The organism is Postechiella marina, assembly GCF_039538365.1.
Classification (GTDB): Bacteria; Bacteroidota; Bacteroidia; order Flavobacteriales; family Flavobacteriaceae; genus Postechiella; species Postechiella marina.
On sequence record NZ_BAABCA010000001.1, the window covers coordinates 323,948 to 346,767 of the forward strand.

The 22,820-nt window shown below is 32.3% G+C and carries 15 protein-coding genes; 11 read left to right on the forward strand and 4 right to left on the reverse strand.

Translation table 11 applies throughout. From position 1 onward, the window contains the following. Nucleotides 1-58: 58 nt before the first annotated feature. Nucleotides 59-2,821 carry a putative LPS assembly protein LptD gene (locus tag ABD715_RS01335; protein WP_344786175.1) on the reverse strand — a complete coding sequence of 921 codons (2,763 nt, stop codon included), beginning with the start codon at nucleotides 2,819-2,821 and terminating at the stop codon, nucleotides 59-61. Nucleotides 2,822-2,907: 86 nt separating this feature from the next. On the opposite strand from ABD715_RS01335, the gene ABD715_RS01340 reads away from it, so the two are divergent. From ABD715_RS01340 to bshA, 11 genes are all read left to right on the forward strand, one after another. Beyond that, nucleotides 2,908-4,020: an N-acetylmuramoyl-L-alanine amidase family protein gene (locus tag ABD715_RS01340; RefSeq protein WP_344786177.1), complete on the forward strand. Its 1,113-nt coding sequence runs from the start codon at nucleotides 2,908-2,910 to the stop codon at nucleotides 4,018-4,020. 147 nt (nucleotides 4,021-4,167) lie between these two features. Beyond that, the gene (locus ABD715_RS01345) at nucleotides 4,168-5,109 is read left to right on the forward strand and encodes an MlaD family protein (protein WP_344786179.1); all 942 of its coding nucleotides are present in this window, start codon (nucleotides 4,168-4,170) and stop codon (nucleotides 5,107-5,109) included. Nucleotides 5,110-5,139: 30 nt separating this feature from the next. After that, nucleotides 5,140-6,453: a 4Fe-4S dicluster domain-containing protein gene (locus ABD715_RS01350; protein ID WP_344786181.1), complete on the forward strand. Its 1,314-nt coding sequence runs from the start codon at nucleotides 5,140-5,142 to the stop codon at nucleotides 6,451-6,453. A 200-nt stretch (nucleotides 6,454-6,653) separates the two neighbouring features. Further along, a complete protein-coding gene (locus ABD715_RS01355; RefSeq protein ID WP_344786183.1) occupies nucleotides 6,654-7,445 on the forward strand; it encodes a (Fe-S)-binding protein in 792 nt (263 codons plus the stop codon). 60 nt (nucleotides 7,446-7,505) lie between these two features. Further along, on the forward strand, nucleotides 7,506-7,991 hold the full coding sequence (locus tag ABD715_RS01360; RefSeq protein WP_344786185.1) for an ABC transporter ATPase: 486 nt from the start codon (nucleotides 7,506-7,508) through the stop codon (nucleotides 7,989-7,991). A gap of 133 nt (nucleotides 7,992-8,124) precedes the next feature. Beyond that, nucleotides 8,125-9,348 (forward strand): phosphoserine phosphatase SerB, encoded by a 1,224-nt coding sequence (gene serB / locus ABD715_RS01365; protein WP_344786187.1) that lies wholly within the window; start codon nucleotides 8,125-8,127, stop codon nucleotides 9,346-9,348. Nucleotides 9,349-9,516: 168 nt separating this feature from the next. Then, the gene (locus tag ABD715_RS01370) at nucleotides 9,517-10,734 is read left to right on the forward strand and encodes an imelysin family protein (RefSeq protein WP_344786189.1); all 1,218 of its coding nucleotides are present in this window, start codon (nucleotides 9,517-9,519) and stop codon (nucleotides 10,732-10,734) included. Nucleotides 10,735-10,811: 77 nt separating this feature from the next. Further along, the gene (locus ABD715_RS01375) at nucleotides 10,812-12,218 is read left to right on the forward strand and encodes a di-heme oxidoreductase family protein (protein ID WP_344786191.1); all 1,407 of its coding nucleotides are present in this window, start codon (nucleotides 10,812-10,814) and stop codon (nucleotides 12,216-12,218) included. 1 nt (nucleotide 12,219) lies between these two features. After that, nucleotides 12,220-13,281, forward strand: a complete 1,062-nt coding sequence (locus tag ABD715_RS01380) for an imelysin family protein (RefSeq protein WP_344786193.1) — start codon at nucleotides 12,220-12,222, stop codon at nucleotides 13,279-13,281. Between the two features lie 121 nt (nucleotides 13,282-13,402). After that, the gene (locus tag ABD715_RS01385) at nucleotides 13,403-16,318 is read left to right on the forward strand and encodes a serine hydrolase domain-containing protein (RefSeq protein WP_344786195.1); all 2,916 of its coding nucleotides are present in this window, start codon (nucleotides 13,403-13,405) and stop codon (nucleotides 16,316-16,318) included. 44 nt (nucleotides 16,319-16,362) lie between these two features. Further along, complete coding sequence (gene bshA, locus ABD715_RS01390) at nucleotides 16,363-17,499, forward strand: N-acetyl-alpha-D-glucosaminyl L-malate synthase BshA (RefSeq protein ID WP_344786197.1); 1,137 nt, start codon at nucleotides 16,363-16,365, stop codon at nucleotides 17,497-17,499. On the opposite strand, the gene def is transcribed toward bshA, so the two are convergent. The 3 genes from def to ABD715_RS01405 form a co-directional block, all read right to left on the reverse strand. Next, nucleotides 17,494-18,024 (reverse strand): peptide deformylase, encoded by a 531-nt coding sequence (gene def / locus ABD715_RS01395; protein WP_344786199.1) that lies wholly within the window; start codon nucleotides 18,022-18,024, stop codon nucleotides 17,494-17,496. The genes bshA and def overlap by 6 nt on opposite strands. 96 nt (nucleotides 18,025-18,120) lie before the next feature. Beyond that, nucleotides 18,121-19,551: a TolC family protein gene (locus tag ABD715_RS01400; protein WP_425567948.1), complete on the reverse strand. Its 1,431-nt coding sequence runs from the start codon at nucleotides 19,549-19,551 to the stop codon at nucleotides 18,121-18,123. Between the two features lie 10 nt (nucleotides 19,552-19,561). Beyond that, complete coding sequence (locus tag ABD715_RS01405; RefSeq protein ID WP_344786203.1) at nucleotides 19,562-22,810, reverse strand: efflux RND transporter permease subunit; 3,249 nt, start codon at nucleotides 22,808-22,810, stop codon at nucleotides 19,562-19,564. Nucleotides 22,811-22,820: the final 10 nt, after the last annotated feature.

Sequence of the window (22,820 nt, forward strand, 5' to 3'; positions counted from 1 at the left end):
AATGATACTAAAATTACATTTTTTCCGCGAAAGCGAAATACAACTTATAATAAAATCTTTAAAGCCTAATGTCTGGTTGTTTACGTTTTTCGTATTTAAGATCTTGAAGTATACTAGATTTAATACCTATAAAGAAATTCCAAGAACTTCTTGTACTAAAAGGTATCCAGCTAAAATTCATTCTCCAACTTAATAAATCGCGTTCAAAACGTAACTGTGTGTATGTAAAACCCTGATCCTTTAAATCGTAACCAGACGAGGCTCCAAAAGACCATTTTGGGGATAATTCGATATCTCCAGAAAACATGAGCGAGTGCGACGATATTTCATTTTGACGCCTTGAATTTGAGTAGTTAACAGCGTAAGCAACGCGCAAACTCCAAGGCACTTTATAGTTATACAATTCGCTTGGTTTTTCGTCTTCTTCATTATCTTCTTCAAATCTCGGACTCGTGTAATCTTCAGAGCGCCCAAATAAATCATCATCACGACCACCATTACGCAAGTTTTCTTGTATGCTTTTATCGTTTTTCTTTTTATTAGCATTATCTTTTTTACTGGCAAAAGAATAGCTGGTAGTAAGGTTTGCACTTGTTAGTCTAAATAAACTCCCACCGTTATCTATGTTAAACTTGTCAATTCTATTATTGTTGTTATCTAAAGCATATGGGTCTAAGGTAGCTCCAAAGTTAATGCTCATTTTACCATCTAATATTTGCGTACCACCACTCATTCTTACAGGACTCCATTGTAGCGAATCTCCTGCAAAGTTATATGCGGTTGAGAAGTTTAAATTATTAAGTAGTATTATCTTTTTGGGCTCGGTTGCTGTACTGTCTTTGTCTCTTACCTTGGCTTCAAAGTTGTTAGATAAAGAAAGCCCCATAGAACTAGAAAAAGTTTTATTAGGAGATCCAAATATACCATCTTCAAAGCGTGTATATTCAACTTGGTCAGATGTTGTACCATCAGCATCTATAACTTCGTAAGAATCGTAATATTTATCAAAAGCTGGGTTAATATTATAACTAATAGATGGTCTTATAATATGCCTTATAGCTTTTATTTTTGTGTCTTTACCTTCTTTTTCGAAGTTAAACATACCATAAATAGTAGTACCTAAACTAGTGCTAAAATTGTAAGTTCTAAAAGAATCAAATCCGTTAACAGTTTCTTCTTCAACTTCTCTTGTATCTGTATTGTATGTTTTTTCAGTAGTTTTAAATGTCCAAACCTCATTGTAATTTGTACTTGCACTTAAACTAAAATATTTAAAAACTTTAAAGTTTGTGCTTAAAGGAATACTGTGTTGAAATCCAGCTTTGGCATCTTTAAACATTTCTTTTTTAAAGAATAAAGAATCTGTTGTAGCAATTCTATTTTCTCCTCTTACGTTATATTGTAGATTTATGTTTTGAATTATTCCTTTTTTAGATCCTACTTTGGGTGCAAAAGGATAAATTCTACCAACACTACCTTGAAATGTTGGTAGTGTCATATTAATTGTTTGTGTGTTTGTATTTTGAGAATGTGTAGCAGTTAAACTAAAACTTGTTTGTGGTTCGCCTTGAAAAGTTTTTGAGTACGATACAGATGATGATAATGTATTGTTTAAGAAAGAACTTGAAGTAGATTGGTTTAACGATGTTTGATAAAATGTACTACTCCCTAAGTTTACCGATGCAGAAAACCTTGAATTAGGATTTGCCTTTGCGTCTTGACTATGCGACCATCTTATATTGTAAACCGTAGACTTTGCATAGTCTGGAAACCCCCGTTCGCTACTAATTAAACTTTCATATCTAAAAGAAGCGTTACCTCTAAATTTATAGCGTGTAGCGTATGTGCTTTCTCCTCTAATACCATAACTACCATTGGTATAGTAATCTCCTAAAATAGCCAAATCTACATGGTCGTTAATAGCAAAATAGTATCCACCATTTTGTAAAAAGTAACCTCTGTCGCTTTGTTCTCCAAAACTTGGTAATAATACACCAGAGGTTTGTGTTTCTGTTTGCGGAAAAAAGCCGAAGGGCAAACCAATAGGTGTTGGTACATCGTAAATAAAAAGATTTGCTAGACCTGTTACAATTTTTTTACCAGGTACAATTTTTGCTTTTCGCAGTTTTATATAATACTCCGGGTCATCTAAATCTTCGGCAGTTGTATATTTTGCATCTTTAACAAAATAAACAGAATCGTTTTCTTTTTTAGTAATATTTGCAATTACAGTACCTTCTCCTTGTTCTGTTTTACTATTGTAAATAAGTGCTTTTTCAGAGTCGGTATTAAATAAAATAGAATCTGGTTCTACAACACTACTACCTTGTGTAAATACAGGAGCTTGGGTGTATTCGCCTAAAGAGTCGATAATACCACGAGCATAAACTTCATTTTTACTATAGTCTACAGTAATATCTCCAGCTTTAATATTTATATCTCCATAAGTAATCTCGGCTAAATTATGAAGATATAATTTTTGTTTCTTTTGGTTAAAACTCGTATAATCTGAGGCTTTATAAGTAACAATATCTGTTAAAAATTCTTTTTTGGCAGGAACACTATCTTTTAAAGTTGTGTCTGTTGCTTTTTCAGAAAGAGAGAGCTCTGGTTTAGGCAACAATAAACTATCTGCACTAATAGTCACGCTATCTTTAACACGAGGTTTAATAGGTGCTTTTTTCTTTGGGACGTCTTGAGCAAAGCTTAACGTGTTAACAAACACTGTAAAACTTAATGCAAAAAGTATTTTAAACTTGTTTGTATGCAACGCTTTTAAATGTATTTTTGTAAAAGAATGGCTCGGTTTTTGAATTGCCAAAATTACATATATTTTTTTGTGATTAATTATTATTCCGTAAAAATTTAAAATTTAAATAAACTGAGCTTTTTAGACGTTAAACACATATGCAAACGCCCAAAACATTATTTTTCGTATTAATTATAATAGTATTAACATTTTTATCATTTACAAATACTAATGAAAAAGAGTTAATAAACAAATTTGTTGTGGTTTTAGATGCTGGCCATGGCGGTAAAGACCCTGGTAACCTTGGTAGTGGCTACAAAGAAAAAGATATTGCTTTAAAAATTGTTTTAGAGATAGGTAAGCAATTAGAAAAAGTACCAGGTATAGAGGTTGTTTATACCAGAAAAACAGATGTTTTTATAGAACTAGCCGAACGTCCAAAAATAGCAAATAGAGTAGATGCCGATTTATTTATATCTGTACATTGCGATTCTCACACATCGCAAGCCTTTGGTGCTGGTACATTTGTAATGGCAGTAAAAAAATCTGCTCAAAACCTAAGAGTAGCAAAAAAAGAGAATGCTGTAATTTATCTTGAAGATAATTATCAAGAAAAATATAAAGGCTTTAATCCAGACTCGCCAGAGTCTTTAATAGGATCATCGTTGGTGGTCGAGGAGTATTTAGATCAAAGTATATTGGCTGCAAGTTTAATTCAGAAACAAATTATTACTAAATTAAAGCGAAAAGATAGAAAAGTAAAACAAGACGTTTTTTGGGTGTTACACGCCACGTATATGCCAAGTGTTTTAATAGAAACTGGTTTTTTAACCTATAAAAAAGAAGGCGCTTATTTAAATTCTAGAAGAGGACAACAAGAAATGGCTAGAGAAATAGCAAATGGTATTTTAGAATATAAAAAGACATTAAATTTAGGTGCAAACAACGATGTTTTTGTAAATACAGAAGAGCAAAGTTTAGAAAATAATAATTCGCAAGTATATAATAACATAAAATTTAAAGTACAAATAGCAGCTAGCTCTAGGAAATTGGCGACAAAAGCTTATAATTTTAAGGGACTATCAGACATCTCATTATTAAAAGAAGGAAGTTTGTATAAATATTTTTATGGCAATACTTCTAATTATAGTAAAATAACCGAAATGCTTACTACAGCTAAGAAAAAGGGCTATAGCACTTGTTTTATTGTCGCTTTTAAAGACGGTAAAAAAATACCATTATCAGAAGCTTTAAAAACAACATCTAATTAAATCGGTATTCTTTTTAAAATTATTTTAAATTTGTAATACCTAAATTAGATTTTTGTAATGAGCATAACCAAATATATTTTAAACATATTAAATGTGGTTATTGCGAGTAAAACATCTCACCTTTTTAAAGCAAATAGCATTTAATAGATGAAAATATCGAAAGAAGTAAAAACAGCCATTTTAGTACTAGTAGGCATTGCCCTCTTAATTTTTGGAATAAACTATTTAAGGGGCGAAAATATATTAGGATCTTCTAGAGTTTATTACGTAGAGTACGATAATGTAGAAGGTTTAATACCATCTACACCAGTAACAATTAATGGATTAGACGTAGGTAAGGTAATAGATATAGGTTTTAAGGACGATGGTTCTGGTAAATTATTAGTAAAGCTTTTGGTAGAAAACAATTATCAATTCTCAAAAAATAGTAAAGCAGAGTTGTACGAAGCAGGATTAATTGGAGGTAAAGCAGTAGCTATAATGCCAGCCTTTGACGGGGCTGTAAATGCAGAAGATGGCGATTTTCTAGACGGTACGGTAAAAGCAGGCTTAAGCGAATTAGTAAACCAAAAACTTACGCCATTGCAAGCCAAAATAGAAAGCGCCATGGGTAGTGCAGATAGTTTACTAAAAAACTTAAATGATGTTTTAGATGAGCAAACAAAAAACAACCTTAAAAGTAGTATAGCGGGTTTAACAACAACCGTAGAGTCTTTTAAAAGCACTTCCAATTCTTTAAATGGTTTACTTAAAAGTAATCAATCTAAAATAGACGTTGTGCTAAGTAATGCAGAAACAGCATCAAACGATTTAACTAAAATAACAGGATCGCTTTCGCAATCAGATTTAGGGCAAACCGTAAAAAATCTAGAATCTACACTTAAAAACTTCGACGCCATTTTAGCAAACCTACAAAAAGGCAAAGGAACAATGGGTAAACTCTTAAAAGACGATAATTTATATAACAATTTAGAAGGCGCAACAAAAGAGTTGGAGTCTTTATTGTTAGATTTTAAATTGCATCCAAACCGTTACACCAGAATTTTATCTAAAAAAGAAATCCCTTATAAAGAACCAGAAACTAACTAAAAAGAACCAAAAAACTAACTAAACTAAATAATGGCATATTTACCAAATATTATTTTCGCAATCATACTAATCGCAGGTATAGGTTATTTTGTAAAAAACGTAAAAGCATTAGCTCGCAACATAAAGCTAGGTAAAGACGTAGATGTTAGCGATAACAAACCCCAACGCTGGAAAAACATGGCCAAGATAGCTCTTGGGCAATCTAAATTAGTACGCAGACCTGTTTCAGGTTTTTTACACGTTGTAGTATACGTAGGTTTTATTATAATTAATATAGAAGTATTAGAAATTATAATAGACGGTTTATTTGGTACACACCGTATAGGTTTAAGCGTTTTACCAACTGCATTATATGGCTTTTTTATAGGTACTTTCGAGGTGTTGGCACTTTTAGTGTTAGTAGCAGTAATTGTATTCTGGATACGTAGAAATGTTATAAAACTAGCACGTTTCTGGAAAAGTGAAATGACAGCTTGGCCAAAAAACGATGGTAATTTTATTCTGTACTTCGAAATGGTGTTAATGACCCTTTTCTTGGTAATGAATGCTACCGACACGCATTTTCAAGACCTAAATTCAGGTAATATAATAAGTCAATTTATAGCGCCATGGTTTTCAGGAATGTCAGAAACAGCACTACATGGTATAGAAAGAACTGCATGGTGGATTCATATTGTAGGTATACTAGTATTTTTAAATTACCTATATTTTTCTAAACATTTGCACATTTTATTAGCATTTCCAAACACGTTTTATGGTAAAGTAAAACCAAACGGACAGTTTGACAACCTAGAAGCAGTAACCAAAGAAGTAAAAATGATGATGGATCCAAACGCAGATCCATTTGCAGCAACACCAGAAGGAACCGAAGACGAAGTACCAGAAAAATTTGGAGCTAGCGATGTGCAAGATTTAAATTGGGTACAATTACTAAACGCATACACCTGTACAGAGTGTGGGCGTTGTACAAGCGAATGCCCAGCTAATTTAACAGGGAAAAAGCTATCGCCAAGAAAAATAATGATGGACACTAGAGACCGTCTAGAAGAAGTAGGTAAAAACATCGACGCCAACAAAGGCGAATTTAAAGACGACGGTAAACAACTACTTGGCGATTATATAACCAGCGAAGAAATTTGGGCATGTACCAGTTGTAATGCCTGTGTAGAAGCTTGTCCAGTAAGCATCGATCCATTATCCATTATCATAGAAATGAGACGTTATCTAGTTATGGAGCAAAGCGCAGCACCAACAGAGCTAAACAACATGATGACAAACATAGAAAACAATGGTGCACCATGGCCATACAACCAAATGGATAGATTAAACTGGAAAAACGAGTAAAAAAATAAAAAGGGCGTTACCACAAGGGTCGGGCTTTCGGCAGTCGCTTTTTTGTGTTGCATAGGTGCAACAACACAAAAAGAGCTTCAACAATAACCTCAATCCCTAACGCAAAACCAACTAAAGTTTAAAAATAAAGTTTAGGATTAAGCACCACATAATTTCTTAAACAAACTTTAAAATATCATAAACTAAAAAATATGAGCGAACAACTAAACGTACCAACCATGGAAGAGTTCATGGCACAAGGCAAACAACCAGACATTTTATTTTGGGTAGGTTCCGCAGGAAGTTATGATGATAGAGCAAAAAAAATAACAAGAGCTTTTGTAAAAATATTAAACAAAGCCAATGTTAATTTTGCAGTTTTAGGCACAGAAGAAAGTAATACTGGCGATGTAGCAAAACGAGCAGGAAACGAGTTTTTGTTTCAAATGCAAGCCATGATGAATATAGAGGTTTTAAATGCCTACGAGATAAAACGTATTGTAACCTGCGATCCGCATTCTTTTAACTGTTTAAAAAACGAATACCCAAGTTTAGGAGGTAATTACGATGTTGTACACCACACACAATTTATAAAAGAATTAATCGAAACTAAAAAACTCGATATAAAAGACGGTGTATTTAATGGTAAACGTATCACATTTCACGATCCATGTTATTTAGGACGAGCAAACTCAGAATACGATGCACCTCGCGATGTTTTAGCAACACTAAATGCACAACTTCTAGAAATGAAACGAAGTAAATCTACCGCATTATGTTGTGGTGCAGGAGGCGCGCAAATGTTTAAAGATGCAGAGAAGGGCGATAAAGAAATTAACGAATTACGCACAGAAGACGCACTTAAAACAAACCCAGAAATAATAGCAACAGCATGTCCATACTGCATGACTATGATGAGCGACGGAGTAAAAGTTAAAGAAAAAGAAAGCGAAATTAAAGTTTTAGATATAGCAGAATTAATTGCAGAATCTCAATCTTTATAATCAAAACAAGTAAGATAAATATTAGTTAAACACATTAATATCATCTTAAAAAATAAAAAAATGCTAGTAGATTTTAATACATTACCAGGAGAATCTAGAGTTTGGATATTCCAAGCTAATCGTTCTTTTTCAGAACAAGAAATAGAAGAAATAAATGCAAAATTAAGCGTGTTTATTACCAATTGGACAGCACATGGTAGCGACTTGCAAGCAGGTTATCAATTAAAATATAAGCGTTTTATTATATTAGGTTTAAATCAAAACTTAAATGCAGCAACAGGATGCTCTATAGATGCGTCTGTTCATTTTATTCAGCAATTAGAAAAAGATTATAATGTCGACTTAATGGATAAAATGAATGTGTCTTATAAGCAAGGCGAATACATCGCTTACAAATCGCTTATAGATTTTAAAAAAATGGCAAAAGATAAGGCTGTATCTAAAAAAACGATTGTTTTTAATAACCTTGTAGCTAATGTTGCAGAGTTTAAAGAAAATTGGGAAGTCCCTGCAAGCGAGAGTTGGCACAGCAGATTTCTTAAATAGTTTCTTGCAATTTTAGCCTTTTAGTATTAATACTTTAAATCTTAAAGCTGCAGAGCTATTAAATCTAAAAAAATTTTCATATATCAATTAGAATAATGATTTTTACAACTTGCTAAAAAGTGTAAATAAAATTATGGCTAAAGATATTTTCTTATTAAACATTTCGGGACAAGATAAACCAGGATTAACTTCAAGCTTAACATGTGTTTTGGCCGAGTATGGCGCTAAAGTATTAGATATAGGACAAGCAAACATACACGACACATTGTCTTTAGGTATTTTGTTTGAAATTAAATCTGGAAAAAAATCGGCATCGGTTTTAAAAGATTTACTTTTTAAAGCTTACGAGCTTGGTATTACTGCTAAGTTTAAACCAATTTCTCATAAAGATTATGAGAATTGGGTTGGACTACAAGGTAAAGATCGATACATAATTACCATTTTAGGAGAAAAACTTAAGGCAGAACAAATATCAGAAGTAACCAAAGTTATTTCAGAAAAAAATTTAAATATAGATTCTATAAAAAGGCTTACGGGACGTTTATCTTTAGCAAAAAAAGAAAAATACCCAAGAGCCTCTATTCAACTTTCTATAAGAGGAAAAATAGAAGATAAAACAGAATTTACCAAAAAATTTATGGATATTTCCCATAAATTAGATGTAGATATTGCTTTTCAAGAAGATAATATTTACCGCAGAAACAGACGCCTAGTTTGTTTTGATATGGATTCTACATTAATACAAACCGAAGTTATAGACGAGCTTGCAGAATTAGCTGGTGTTGGTGCAAAAGTAAAAGCTATTACAGAGTCTGCTATGCAAGGCGAAATAGATTTTAACGAAAGCTTTAAGCGTAGAATGAAGCTTCTTGAAGGCTTAAGCGAAGATGTACTTCAAAATGTAGCAGTTAATTTACCTATAACAAAAGGAGCAAGACGCCTTATAGATACTCTAAAAAGCTACGGATTTAAAACAGCAATACTTTCTGGTGGTTTTACTTATTTTGGCCATTACCTACAAAAAGAGTTAGGTATAGATTATGTATATGCCAATCAATTAGAAATTAAAGATGGAGCCTTAACTGGTGGTTATCTTGGCGAAATAGTAGATGGTAATAAAAAGGCAGAATACTTAAGAGAAATAGCAAAAAAAGAAGGTATAGATATTAGCCAAACAATTGCAGTAGGAGATGGGGCAAACGATTTGCCAATGCTTAATCTTGCTGGTCTTGGTATTGCGTTTCATGCAAAACCTAAAGTAAAAGACAACGCACAAAGCTCTATATCTAGTATAGGTTTAGATGGTGTACTTTATTTATTAGGTTACCACGATAGACATATTGATTTAATAGAATAGTTTTCTGTTTTTAATAAAAATAAGACTTAAATTATTAGTTTACATATTTTTTTAGATGTAAGCTGATTTAAAAAAACTTTATTTAGATTTATTCTGAATAAAGTTTTTTTTATTTAAAATAGAATTTATATTTGCATCTTATTTATAATAAGTCTTAATAAAAATAAAATGAAACTAAAAATTACTAATCTAACTTACTTACTATTTGCAACATTATTAATAGCTTCTTGTTCAAGCGATGACGATAATAATATTAACAAAGCAAAAGTTGAAAAATCAGAATTTATAGAAACATATGCAGAGATAGCATCAGCAAATTATGCAGATTCTTATACTACTGCAGTTACTATGAAAACTAAAATTGATGCTTTTATAGCAGACCCAAGTGTAACTACTTTAGAAGAAGCAAGAGATGCTTGGTTGTATGCAAGAGATTATTACGGTCAAACAGAGGCTTATAGAGAAGCTAACGGACCTATTGATAATGATGATTTATTAGGTACAGAAGGTCAAATTAATGCATGGCCTTTGGATGAAGGTTATATTGATTATGTGTTTAATACAACTGGTGGTGTGGTTCAAAATGGATTAATTGGCGATACTACTTTCAATTTAACTGAAGCTAATATTGTAGCAAAGAATGAAGAAGGGAAAGATGATAACATATCTACAGGTTGGCATGCTATAGAATTTTTACTTTGGGGGCAAGACTTAAATTACGATCCAATAACCCATACAACAGATAACTATACTGTTTCTGGAAACAGAAGTTTTGAAGATTATACAACTGAAGATTTTGCCGAAAGAAGAAAAACATATTTGCAAATTGTAACCAATTTATTAGTTAAAGATTTAAAAGACTTAAACGATACATGGCAGTCTAACGGATCGTATCGTGCTACTTTTGAGGCATTAGACGAAGATGTTGCTTTAGCAAATATTTTAAATGGTATTGGTTTTATTTCAAATGGAGAGGTAGCTTTAGAGCGTATAGATCCTGCTATTGATGAAGGTCAAGAGAACGAGCACTCTTGTTTTTCTGATAATACAAACCAAGATATGTGGGCTAACGTAAACGGAATTAATAATATTATTGTTGGAAGTTATACAAGCGAAAGTGGTAATGTAATATCTGGAACATCTTTAATAAGTTTAGTAAATAACGAAAACGAAGAAATTGCTTCTATACTAAGTACAAAAGCATCAGAAACAGTATCTAAATTAAATACTTTGTTAGGTTTAGGCAAAAATTTTGATGAAATTATAAGCGAAGAAACTTTAGGTTCTAATGGTCCAGCAGGTCAATTATCTTCAGCTTTAAAAGCTCAAGGTTCTGCAATTTCTGATGCTGCATCTGCTTTAGGAATTAACATTACCATCAACTAAAAGAATTATATTTATTTTTTTAACTGAAGTACATAATATGTACTTCAGTTTTCTGTTTTTATTATTTTGTTAATTATATGAAGTCCATATATTTTATCTTACTTATTTTTATTCTATCATGTCAGTCAGATAACTTTTCAGATCAAGATTATATCGATTTAAATTACGAATTAGGTGAAGAGAATTTAGTAGGATATTTATCTATAGAAGCCTTTACAGCCGATAAGGCTTTTGGTAGAGGAATACCAGAACTATCAGATGAAGAACTAGCTTTTTTTGGAGTAGGAAACGCTATGTTCGACCAAAGTTGGGTGTCTTCACCAGCAACTACAACATCTAGAGACGGATTAGGACCTATATTTAACGCTAGAGCTTGTAGTGCCTGTCATTTAAGAGACGGAAGAGGAAAACCGCTATTAGAAAATAGTGCAGGATCCGAAGGTTTTTTATTAAGATTAAGTAGTGGTAATAATGAAATAACTGGGCCTATAGGCTTGTCTAATTATGGAGATCAGCTTCAAGACGACTCTAATTTAGGAATTGAAAAAGAAGGTGATATTAATGTAAATTTTGAAATTATTAGTGGAGAGTATCCCGATGGAACACCATACGAATTAAGAAAACCAAATTATACCATTTCTAACCTAAATTATGGAAGTATAGGTCATGCACAACAATCACCAAGAGTAGGGCAACAAGTTATAGGTTTAGGTTTTATTGATGCTTTAAGCGATCAAAGTATTTTAAATAACGAAGATATTTATGATGCCAATGGCGATGGTATTTCTGGTAAAGCCAATAGAGTTTGGAACATAAGGGAGAATAAAACAACGATAGGTAAATTTGGTTGGAAAGCTAACCAACCAACATTAGAGCAACAAGTATCAGCAGCATTTAATGGCGATATGGGACTAACCACAACTCTTTTTCCTAACGAGAATTGTCCAGATGGTGTAGACTGTTCTAAATTAAGCAATGGTATAAACGAGGGCGATACTGTAGAAGTTCCAGATAAACAATTAAGTAGAATGATGGTTTATCAAGCATCAATATCTGTACCTAAAAGAAGAGATTTTAAAACATTAGATGTATTAAAAGGAAAGCAGTTATTTAAAGATTTAGCATGTGTAAGCTGCCATATAGATAATTTTGTAACGAGTAATTATACTTTGTTACCTCAAATAGAACAGGTAACAATACGCCCATATTCAGATTTTTTATTACATGACATGGGAGAAGGTATGGCAGATAACAGAGCCGATTTTTTAGCAAATGGTAACGAGTGGCGTACACAACCATTATGGGGAATAGGCCTTATTGAAGAGGTTAACAATCATACTTTTTTATTGCATGATGGCAGAGCTAGAACTATGGAAGAAGCTATTTTGTGGCACGCTGGTGAAGCCGAAACCTCTAAAACTAATTTTATGAATTTAAATAAAGAAGAACGCCAACAAGTATTAAGTTTTTTAAAATCTTTGTAATATGAAAAGAGATATTGCCTTTTACATTGTTTTATTATTAGTTACAATGTCTTGTAATAACAACGACGAAACGACTGCTATAGATACATTTCATTCAGATTATTATAATGTAAATATTGCTCCTTCAATTAGTAACTTTAAAGTAGAAACCGAAAAATATATTAAGTATGTTAATACATTTAAAGCCCAACCGTCAGCTAGTAATTTTAGTATTTTACAAGAGCAATGGTTAAAAACAACCCAGGCATTCTCTAAAACAAGAGTGTATAATATGGTTGCAGTTAAAGCCCAATTTTTCGATATTATAATATATAATTTTCCTGTAAATCCTACATTAATAGAAAATAATATAGAAGAAAAGGCTAATTACGATGCAGCGTATTTAAGTTCTAAAAGTACTGTAGCAAAGGGGCTTGCTACTTTAGAGTATTTGTTGTTTTATAATCAAGATTCTAATAAGGCATTATTAATGCTTCAAGAAAATGAGTTTCGTGTAAATTATATGTTGGGTGTTGCCCAAGATGTTTTAAGACAAGCTAATTTATTAATAGAATTTTGGGAACAAGATTATAAAGATGTGTTTATTAATGCTACATCTATTTCTTGTACAGAAAACGCACGTTGTTTATCTTTTAATCAAGTAATAAATATTATGGATGTTATTCGTGTAACTAAAGTAGGTAAACCTGCTGGCTTAGAGGATTCTAGTAGTGCAACAATAGAATCTTTAGAAGCTTTTAGAAGTGGTAACTCTTTAGAATTAATAAAAAGTACAGTAGAAGAAGTAGAACATGTTTACACTCTTAGTACAGTTAATTTTTCTGAAATTGTAGATGATATTTCTGGGAACTCTCAAATATCTGACGAAATAAATAAAACCTTTACAGAGGTATATAGAGATATCGACGCTATAAATACAAATTTATATATAGCAATAGAGAATGAAGACCCTAACGTAGAGGCTTTATACAACTCTCTTTTTAATTTAGTTAAATATTTTTCTGTTGATGCAGCAAGTATTTTATCTGTATCTGTATTGCCAACAGATAATGATGGTGATTAAGCAATAATCTTATTTATAAATCTATCTTAAAGTCTTTTTATCTTCTTTATAAAAGTATTAATTTGGCACGATTATTAGTATTATTAATACAAAATACTATTCAGACTCAAATAATCCTTTTATGCGTCAAATCTATATAAGCCTATTTTCTTTTTTTACTATCATATTTGTTTATAGTCAAACATCTACAAATCCTTTATTAACAAAGGATGTAGAGGCTCAAACAAAATGGGTAGACAGTGTGTACTCTTCTATGTCTTTACAAGAAAAAGTAGGACAACTTTATATGGTACAAGTTATGTCTAATCAAGACTTGGCAACAAAAAACAAGCTAGTAAACTTAATAAAACAACACCATATTGGCGGTTTAATTTACTCTAACGGAGGTCCTAATAGGCAAGCAAGTTTAAATAACGAATTGCAAGCACTCTCTAAATTACCTATGCTAATTGGTATGGATGCAGAATGGGGATTAAGCATGCGTTTAGATTCTACTTATGCTTTTCCTTGGAATATGACGTTAGGTGCAATAAAAGATAATAAGCTAGTAGAGCAAACAGGTAGACAAATAGGAGAGCACTGTAAACGTTTAGGGGTACATTTTAACTTTGCACCAGTTGTAGATATTAATACCAATCCTAAAAACCCTATTATTGGTAATCGTTCGTTTGGAGAAGATAGAGATAATGTAACAGATAAAGCTTCTGCTTTTATGAAAGGTATGCAAAGCGCTGGGGTTTTAGCTAATGCAAAACATTTTCCAGGGCATGGAGATACAGATACAGATTCTCATTTAGCATTACCAACTATTAATTTTAGCGAAAAGAGAATAGATTCAATAGAGTTATATCCATATAAAAAATTAATAAAAGAAGGATTGTCTAGCGTTATGGTTGCGCATTTAAATGTACCTAGTTTAGAGCCTTCTGGCTACCCTTCATCTCTATCAAAACACATTGTTACAGATATTTTAAAAGACGAGTTAGGTTTTAAGGGACTTATTTTTACCGATGCTTTAACCATGAAAGGTGCTGCAGATTTTAAAGAGGTTGGCGATATAGATTTAGTTGCATTTCTAGCAGGAAACGACGTTATGTTAATGTCTGAAAACGTTGGTAAAGGGATTTCTAAAATTATTGAAGCTTATAATAATGGGGCTATTTCTGAAGAACGGTTAGCACTATCTGTTAAAAAAATTCTTCAAGCTAAATATAAAGTTGGTTTACATAAATATTCGCCTATTGGCTTATATAATCTATCTAAAGATTTAAATAGACCTAAAGACGATATTTTGTACGAAGAATTATTTGAAAATGCCATTACAGTAACAAAAAATAAAAATGATTTGTTACCATTTCGTCAGTTAGAAACAAAGCAAATTGCCTATGTTAAATTAGGGGACGATAGTGGGTCTACTTTTTTTAACGAACTAAAAAAATACGGTAAAGTACACGAGGTTAAAGACGATAACCTTGATGGTTTATTAAGAAAGTTAGACAGTTATAACACGGTTGTAGTGGGGTTTCACCGTTCTAATGCAAATCCATGGAAAAGCTCTAACTTTTCTAACAAAGAGTTAGTTTGGTTGTACGAAATAGCTAGAAATCATCAGGTTGTTTTGGATGTTTTTGTAAAGCCCTATGCGCTTTTAGATTTAAAAAGTGTAGAAAATATAGAAAGTATTGTTGTTAGTTATCAAAATAGTAAAATAGCTCAAGAAAAATCGGCACAACTTATTTTTGGCGCCATAGCATCAAAAGGAAGATTGCCAGTTTCAATAAATCCTTTTTTTAAGGTTGGAGACGGTATTTATAATAATGGTATTAAACGTTTAGGATATACTGTTCCAGAACGTGTAGGGATGAATTCTGCCAAATTAAATAGAATAGATTCGATTGCTCTAGTTGCTGTAAATGGCAAAATGACACCAGGAATTCAGCTTTTAGTAGCGAGAAAAGGTAAGGTTATTTATAATAAAAACTTTGGTAAACATACCTACGAAGGCAAAACAAAAGTAAAGTTTAATGATATTTACGACGTAGCTTCATTAACAAAAATATTAGCAACATTACCTCTTTTAATGGAAATGGAAGAAAAAGGTGTTGTGTCTTTAAATTCTAAATTAGCTACAATTTTACCAGAATATAAAGGGTCTAATAAAGCGAATATTACTATAAAAAATATGTTATCTCATTATGCACGATTACGTCCTTGGGAACCGTTTTATTACCATACTCTAGATTCTTTAACAAAACGACCAAGTTTAAAATATTACAGAAAAACAAAGAGTAAAGCATATAATTTAGAAGTGTTTAAAAACTTATACTTACGGTCTGATTATAAGGATTCTATACCTAAAATAATTAAAGATAGTGAGCTGTTAGATCGCCTAAGGTATCGCTATAGCGATTTTCCATATTACATTTTAAAGAAATATATAGAAGATTATTACGACAAAGGATTAGACGAGTTAATTCAAGACCATTTTTATGAGTCTTTAGGAGCAAATTATAGTATGTATAATCCATATAGAAAAATAAGTAATAAAAATATTGTTCCAACAGAGGTCGATACTTATTATAGATATGGTAAAGTACAAGGTTATGTGCACGATATGGGAGCAGCTATGCAAAATGGAGTAGGAGGACATGCAGGAGTTTTTAGTAACGCAAACGATGTGGCTAAGATTATGCAAATGTATTTGCAAAAAGGATTTTATGGTGGTAAACGTTATTTAAAACCAGAAACGGTTAACAAATTTAACACCTGTTATTATTGCGATAAAAATAATAGAAGAGGTATTGGTTTTGATAAACCTCAATTAGGAGACGTAGGGCCAACATGTGGTTGTGTATCTATGACTAGTTTTGGGCATTCTGGATTTACAGGAACATATGCTTGGGCAGATCCAGAGGAAGAAATAGTATATGTGTTTTTGGCAAATAGAACGTATCCAAACGCAGGGAAAAATTTATTACTTAGAGAAAATATAAGAACAGAAATTCAGCGCTTAATTTACGAAGCGATAGAAGACTAAAAGTATTTCAAGTTTAAAAACTTAAGAGACTTATAAATTAAAATATGAAAATAGGAATTGTTTGCTATCCAACTTTTGGAGGCAGTGGAGTAGTGGCTACAGAGTTAGGTTTAGAATTGTCTAAGCGCGGACATGAGATACATTTTATAACTTACAACCAGCCTGTAAGGTTAGAATTGCTAAGTAATAATGTACATTACCACGAAGTAAATGTACCCGAATATCCTTTATTTCACTATCAGCCTTACGAGTTGGCGCTATCTAGTAAATTGGTAGATATGGTAAAACTACATGGTATAGAAATTTTACATGTACATTATGCTATACCACATGCCTATGCTGCTTATATGGCAAAAAAAATGCTTATTGAAGAAAACATATATGTGCCAATAGTTACTACACTTCATGGTACAGATATCACTTTAGTTGGTAGTCATCCATTTTATAAACCAGCAGTAACATTTAGCATAAACAAATCTGATGCTGTAACAGCTGTTTCAAAAAGTTTAAAAGACGACACATTACGTTTGTTTGATATAAAAAACACTATTAGTGTGGTGCCAAATTTTATAGATTTAGAAAAATACAATCATGGTTTTACAGATTGCCAACGAGGAATGATGGCTAACGATCATGAAAAAATTATTACACACATTAGTAATTTACGCCCTGTAAAACGTGTGCAAGATGTAATAAGTGTGTTTAATAATATTCAAAAAGAATTGCCAGCAAAGTTAATGTTTATTGGCGAAGGCCCAGAAAAGGAACAGGTAGAAAAGCAATGTGCAGATTTAGGTATTACAGATAAGGTCGTGTTTTTTGGACGAAGTAACGAGATCGATAAAATATTATGTTTTAGTGATTTATTTTTGCTACCATCGTTAACCGAAAGTTTTGGTTTAGCAGCACTAGAAGCTATGGCGTCTGGAGTTCCTGTAATTTCTAGTAATACTGGAGGTATACCAGAAGTTAATATTAATGGGGTTTCTGGCTATTTAAGTAATGTTGGAGATATTGAAGAAATGTCTAAAAATGCAATTCATATTTTAAGCGACGAAAAAAGGCTTGAAACCTTTAAAAACAACGCAAGAAAAGAAGCTTTGAAGTTTGATTTGCATCAAATTGTACCACAATACGAAGCCATTTACGAAGATACTTTAGCAAAGTGTTTGGTGTTATAGATTGGATACTATTTTTTGATATTCTTTTTCTGTAATAATATCTTTATTAGAATCTAGTTGATCTAAAAATACAATTCCGTTTAAATGATCGAGTTCGTGTTGAAAAATACGAGCTACAAAATCGTTAAATGTTTGTGTAATTTGTTTTCCAGTTCTATCTGTAAATGCTACATCTATAGATTTATATCTAGGTACTAAGCCTCTAATACCAGGAATACTTAAGCAACCTTCCCAATCTTTTATTTTTTCTTCGGAATGATTTAAAATTACAGGATTAATAATAGCTATTGGTGCCATTTCTGGAGCATTTGGGTAACGTTTACTAGGTTTTGATGCTATAATAAACATGCGTTTAGATTGATAAACCTGAGGAGCAGCAATACCCAAACCATTAACTTGTTTTACTGTAAACAGCATATTATCTATAAGTTGCTGAAAATTTTTATCTAAAACGTTAGACATATGAGAAGCCTTTTTTCTTAGAATTTCGTGTCCTAGATATGATATGTCAAGCTTTGTATTCATTGTATATTTAATAAATTTTAAAATAAGAACTAGCTTAATATTATTCTTAAATTATAGAAAATACTAAGCTAGTAAATTATGTGGTAATTATTTTATTTAATTCCAACCACCACCTAAAGCTTTGTAAATATTTACATGAGCTAGTAGTTGTTCTTTTTTGGTTTCAATAATTTCTATTTGAGAATCTAAAGCTTCTCGTTGGGTTAATAAAACCTCGGTATATTCTATTCTAGCAGATTTAAAGAGCTTCATAGAAATATCAATTGATTCGTTTAAAGCTTTAACCTGTTTGTCTCTTAAAGCATAACTTTTGTTTAGGTTTTCTATATTGCTTAATGTATTAGATACTTCAATATAGGCATTCAAAATTGTTTTTTCATATTCGAAAACAACTTGTAATTGCTTAGAATTAGCATTGGCGTATTCTGCTTTAATTGCATTTCTATTAATTAATGGGCCAACAATATCTCCAGCCAAAGAGTAAACTAGCGATTCTGGTGTATCCTTTAAAAACTTAGGTTTAAAAGCTTTAAAGCCTATGCTAGCAGAAATATCAATTGATGGATAAAAATTAGCCTTTGCAATTTTGGTGTTTAGTTTTGCTGCCGAAAGCTCTAACTCTGCTTGGCGAATATCTGTCCTGTTTTGTAATAATTGCGACGGAATTCCTGAACTAATATATGGCATGTTTTTATTTATAAATAAATCAGAGTTTCGAGAAATAGGTTTAGGGTAACTACCAATTAAAAAATTAATAGCATTTTCTACTTTTACTATTTTTTGTTGAATATTATATTTATTACTTTGATTTTTTAAAACTTCGGCTTCAAATCTTCTTACAGCTAATTCGGTTGCTCGTGCTGCTTCTTTTTGAATTTTAACCATTTTTAATGCGTTTTTTTGCAATTCTAAATTTTTATTAATGATAGCTAATTGGCTATCTAAGGCTAACAATTCATAATAAGAATTGGCAATTTCTGACACTAAATTTGTAACCATAAAGTTTTTACCCTCAATAGATGCCATATACTCTAAAACAGCTGCTTTTTTACTATTTCTAAGTTTTTTCCAGATGTCAAGTTCCCATGATGCAGAAAGTCCTATAGAATAATTTTGTAAAGGTTCAGGAAAAGCTTCTGCTTCATGTATATTCAAGTTTTTTTCTACAGCACCATTTCTAGTAAACTCGCTAGCTTTCTCTACTTCTGCCCCAGCGTAAGCATTTACAAAAGGTAAATATTCCCCTTTTCTTACTTTAACCTCATTTTTGGCCATTTCAATTTGCTGTAACATGATGTTAAGCTCTTGATTATTTTCTAAAGCTTTATCTATTAAGCGTATTAAATTAGTGTCTAAAAAAAAGTCCCTCCATTTTACATGGGCTGTGTTTGTAGAGTCTAAATCTTGGTCAATAAACTGTTCTGGCATTTCCATATTTGCTTCACGCACCATTCTTGTTGGTACACATGAGTATAACGAAACCACAGATAAAAGACCTATTACAAAGTATTTTTTCATTTTTATCATTTTATTTACACTATGCATCATCATTTGTTTTGGTTAATTTCTTAATCAGTTTTCTCAACTTACTTATACTTTCTTCATTAGTTAGCGATTGTTTTTTCTGTTCACTTTTTCTAATAAACTCCTCTGAAAGTGGTTCTAGCGCTTCATCTTTAATAAGCGTTCTTCCTTCTGCCATTTTTGCAAAAATGTAATACAATCCAGGAATAACTAAAACGCCAAAAAGCGTACCTATAAGCATACCACCTAATGAAGATCCACCAATAGTTCTGTTACCAATTGCACCTGCACCTGTTGCTATTATTAACGGAATTAATCCTGCAATAAATGCAAAAGAGGTCATTAAAATAGGTCTAAAACGGGCCTTTGCTCCTTCAATAGCAGCCTCTAAAACGGTAGCGCCTTGCCTTTGCTTTTGCACAGCATATTCTACAATTAACACCGCGTTTTTACTAAGTAAACCAACAAGCATTATAACTCCAATTTGAGCATAAACATCGTTTGCTAATCCCATTATTTTTAATAAGAAAAATGAACCAAAAACACCTACAGGCAACGATAATATTACCGCTAACGGAAGTATAAAACTTTCATACTGCGCTGCTAAAACAAAATAGACAAAAACCAAAACGACTATAAAAATGAAAACAGATTCGTTACCTCTACTAGCTTCGTCGTATGATAAGCCTTCCCAAGCAATATCGTAACCTCTTGGTAACTCTTGCGCTGCTACTTCTTTTATAGCATTAATAGCATCGCCACTTGTAAAACCTGCAGCAGGCAAACCTCTAATAGAAGCAGAATTGTAAAGATTGTAACGTGTAATTTCATTTGGCCCTAATTTTTTCTCTATACTCATAAAAGCAGAGTATGGTACCATTTCGCCTTCTTCATTTTTTACAAATAGTTTTTCTAAATCGGTAGGCAGCCTTCTATATTCTGGTGCTGCTTGTGTATACACTTTAAAGAAGCGACCAAAACGAATAAATCCTTGCTCGTAAGTACTACCAATTAAAATATTAAGGTTTTCCATGGCTTTACCAATGGTTACACCTTTTTGCATGGCAATTTTATTGTTTATCTTCAATTCATATTGCGGATAATTAGCAGAAAAGAATGTAAACAAGCCCGAAAGCTCTTTGCGTTTAGATAACGCTTCCATGAATTCATTATTAATACTTTCGAACTTGTGGTAATCGGTAGAATTGGTTTTATCTAACAAACGCATTGCAAATCCTCCCGAAGATCCAAATCCAGGAACAGCAGGTGGCTCAAAATATTCAATAACAGCACCTAAATTTTTAGTTTCTTCTTCCAGTTCTTCCATGATTTCATGAACTGAATGATGACGATCGGACCACGGTTTCAAGTTAATCAAGCATGTACCAGCGTTAGAGCCTCGACCTTCGGTCATAATCTCGTAACCTGCTAAAGAAGACACAGACTCTACACCTTCATTTTCTTCGCATATTTTCTGAAGTTTTTTAGCTACCTCGTTGGTGCGCTCTAAAGTAGCTCCTGGTGGTGTTTGAATAATTGCGTAAATCATACCTTGATCTTCATTTGGTATAAAACCTGCAGGTAAAACCTTATTTGTAAAATAAATACCAACACAAAACAAGCCTAACATCCCGAAGGTAACTACACGCCTCGCCACAATTTTATTTAAAATTTTAACGTACTTACCAGTAAGTTTTTCGAAACCGCCATTAAACCAATCTATAAAACGGTCGACTAACGATTTTTTTCTTTTGCCATGATTATTTTTAAGTAACATGGCACATAAAACAGGTGTTAATGTTAAGGCTACAAGTGCAGAAATTAAAATAGCACCAGCCATAGTTATTGAGAACTGTCTGTAGAACACACCAACAGGTCCTGTCATAAACGAAATAGGTATAAATACCGAAACCATAACTAGTGTAATGGCTATAATAGCACCACCAATTTCTCCTAAAACTTCTGACGATGCTTTAAACGGACTTAAATGTTTTTCTTCCATTTTAACATGCACAGCTTCAACCACCACAATGGCATCATCTACCACAATACCAATGGCCAGAACTAAGGCAAATAAGGTTATTAAGTTTATGGAAAGCCCAAAAAGTTGCATAACAAAAAAAGCACCAATTAAAGATACAGGCACTGCAATAATTGGAATTAAAGTAGAACGCCAATCTCCTAAAAACAGAAAGACCACAATAGCAACAAGAATAAATGCATCTCTAAGCGTATGGATTACTTGCTCTATAGATGCATCTAAAAAGTTAGAAACATCGTAACTTATTTGAAAATCTACATTAGGTGGTAACTCTTCTTCAAGTTCTGCTAATTTTTCTTTTACAGCGTCTATAACCTCGCTACCATTACTACCAAAGGTTTGTTTTAATACAATTGATGCTGAAGGTTTACCGTCTAAATTCGAATAAATATCAAAGAACTCACTTCCTAGTTTAACATCTGCAATATCTTTTAGCATTATTATTTCGCCCTCTTTATTGGCGCGCACAATAATATCTTGATATTGCTCGGGTTCATTATAACGGTTTTGATAGGTTAAAACATATTCTAAGGATTGTGATGTAATACCAGAACTTCGTCCTAAACGACCTGGCCTAGCCAAAATGCTTTGCTCTTCCATAGCTTCAAGCACTTCTTCTGCCGATATATTGTAAGCTCGCATACGGTCTGGTTTTAACCAAACTCTCATAGCATACTTTCTGCTTCCTAAAATTTTAGCACTTGCAATACCATTAATACGTTGTATTTCTGGAATTATTTTTGTGTACGCATAATTGTAGAGGAATTTTTCGTCATTATTTTTCTCTGAGCTAGATAGGTTAACGTACATTAGCATACTAGGCTGAATAGGTGAAATAATTACACCTTCGCGCTGTACAAGTTCTGGCAATAAAGGCATCACTTGATCTACTCTAGTTTTTACCCTAACTACCGCCTCATTAGCATCTGTACCAGGTTCGAATATTACTCGAATGGTTCCTTCACCAGCACTTGTAGCATCAGAAGCAATGTAACGCATACCTTGAACACCATTAATGGCGGTTTCTAACGGTATTAAAGTTGAATTTACCAGTACTTCGGAGCTGGAACCAGGATATGCAATAAAAATATTAACTGTGGTTGGTGCAATTTGTGGGAATTGTGAAATAGGAAGTTGCTTAATAGAAAGACTTCCTACAAATACGATTATTACCGAAATGACAATTGCCAAAACGGGTCTTTTTATAAATCTTTTAAACATGATTTTTTGT

Bases quoted from the DNA above. Each gene is read 5' to 3' on its own strand.
- ABD715_RS01350 (WP_344786181.1), top strand. From the start codon at position 5,140: ATGGCATATTTACCAAATATTATTTTCGCAATCATACTAATCGCAGGT.
- ABD715_RS01370 (WP_344786189.1), top strand. From the start codon at position 9,517: ATGAAACTAAAAATTACTAATCTAACTTACTTACTATTTGCAACATTA.
- bshA (WP_344786197.1), top strand. From the start codon at position 16,363: ATGAAAATAGGAATTGTTTGCTATCCAACTTTTGGAGGCAGTGGAGTA.
- ABD715_RS01375 (WP_344786191.1), top strand. From the start codon at position 10,812: ATGAAGTCCATATATTTTATCTTACTTATTTTTATTCTATCATGTCAG.
- ABD715_RS01355 (WP_344786183.1), top strand. From the start codon at position 6,654: ATGAGCGAACAACTAAACGTACCAACCATGGAAGAGTTCATGGCACAA.
- ABD715_RS01385 (WP_344786195.1), top strand. From the start codon at position 13,403: ATGCGTCAAATCTATATAAGCCTATTTTCTTTTTTTACTATCATATTT.
- ABD715_RS01360 (WP_344786185.1), top strand. From the start codon at position 7,506: ATGCTAGTAGATTTTAATACATTACCAGGAGAATCTAGAGTTTGGATA.
- ABD715_RS01400 (WP_425567948.1), bottom strand. From the start codon at position 19,551: ATGATAAAAATGAAAAAATACTTTGTAATAGGTCTTTTATCTGTGGTT.
- ABD715_RS01340 (WP_344786177.1), top strand. From the start codon at position 2,908: ATGCAAACGCCCAAAACATTATTTTTCGTATTAATTATAATAGTATTA.
- ABD715_RS01345 (WP_344786179.1), top strand. From the start codon at position 4,168: ATGAAAATATCGAAAGAAGTAAAAACAGCCATTTTAGTACTAGTAGGC.
- def (WP_344786199.1), bottom strand. From the start codon at position 18,024: ATGAATACAAAGCTTGACATATCATATCTAGGACACGAAATTCTAAGA.
- ABD715_RS01380 (WP_344786193.1), top strand. From the start codon at position 12,220: ATGAAAAGAGATATTGCCTTTTACATTGTTTTATTATTAGTTACAATG.
- ABD715_RS01405 (WP_344786203.1), bottom strand. From the start codon at position 22,810: ATGTTTAAAAGATTTATAAAAAGACCCGTTTTGGCAATTGTCATTTCG.
- serB (WP_344786187.1), top strand. From the start codon at position 8,125: ATGGCTAAAGATATTTTCTTATTAAACATTTCGGGACAAGATAAACCA.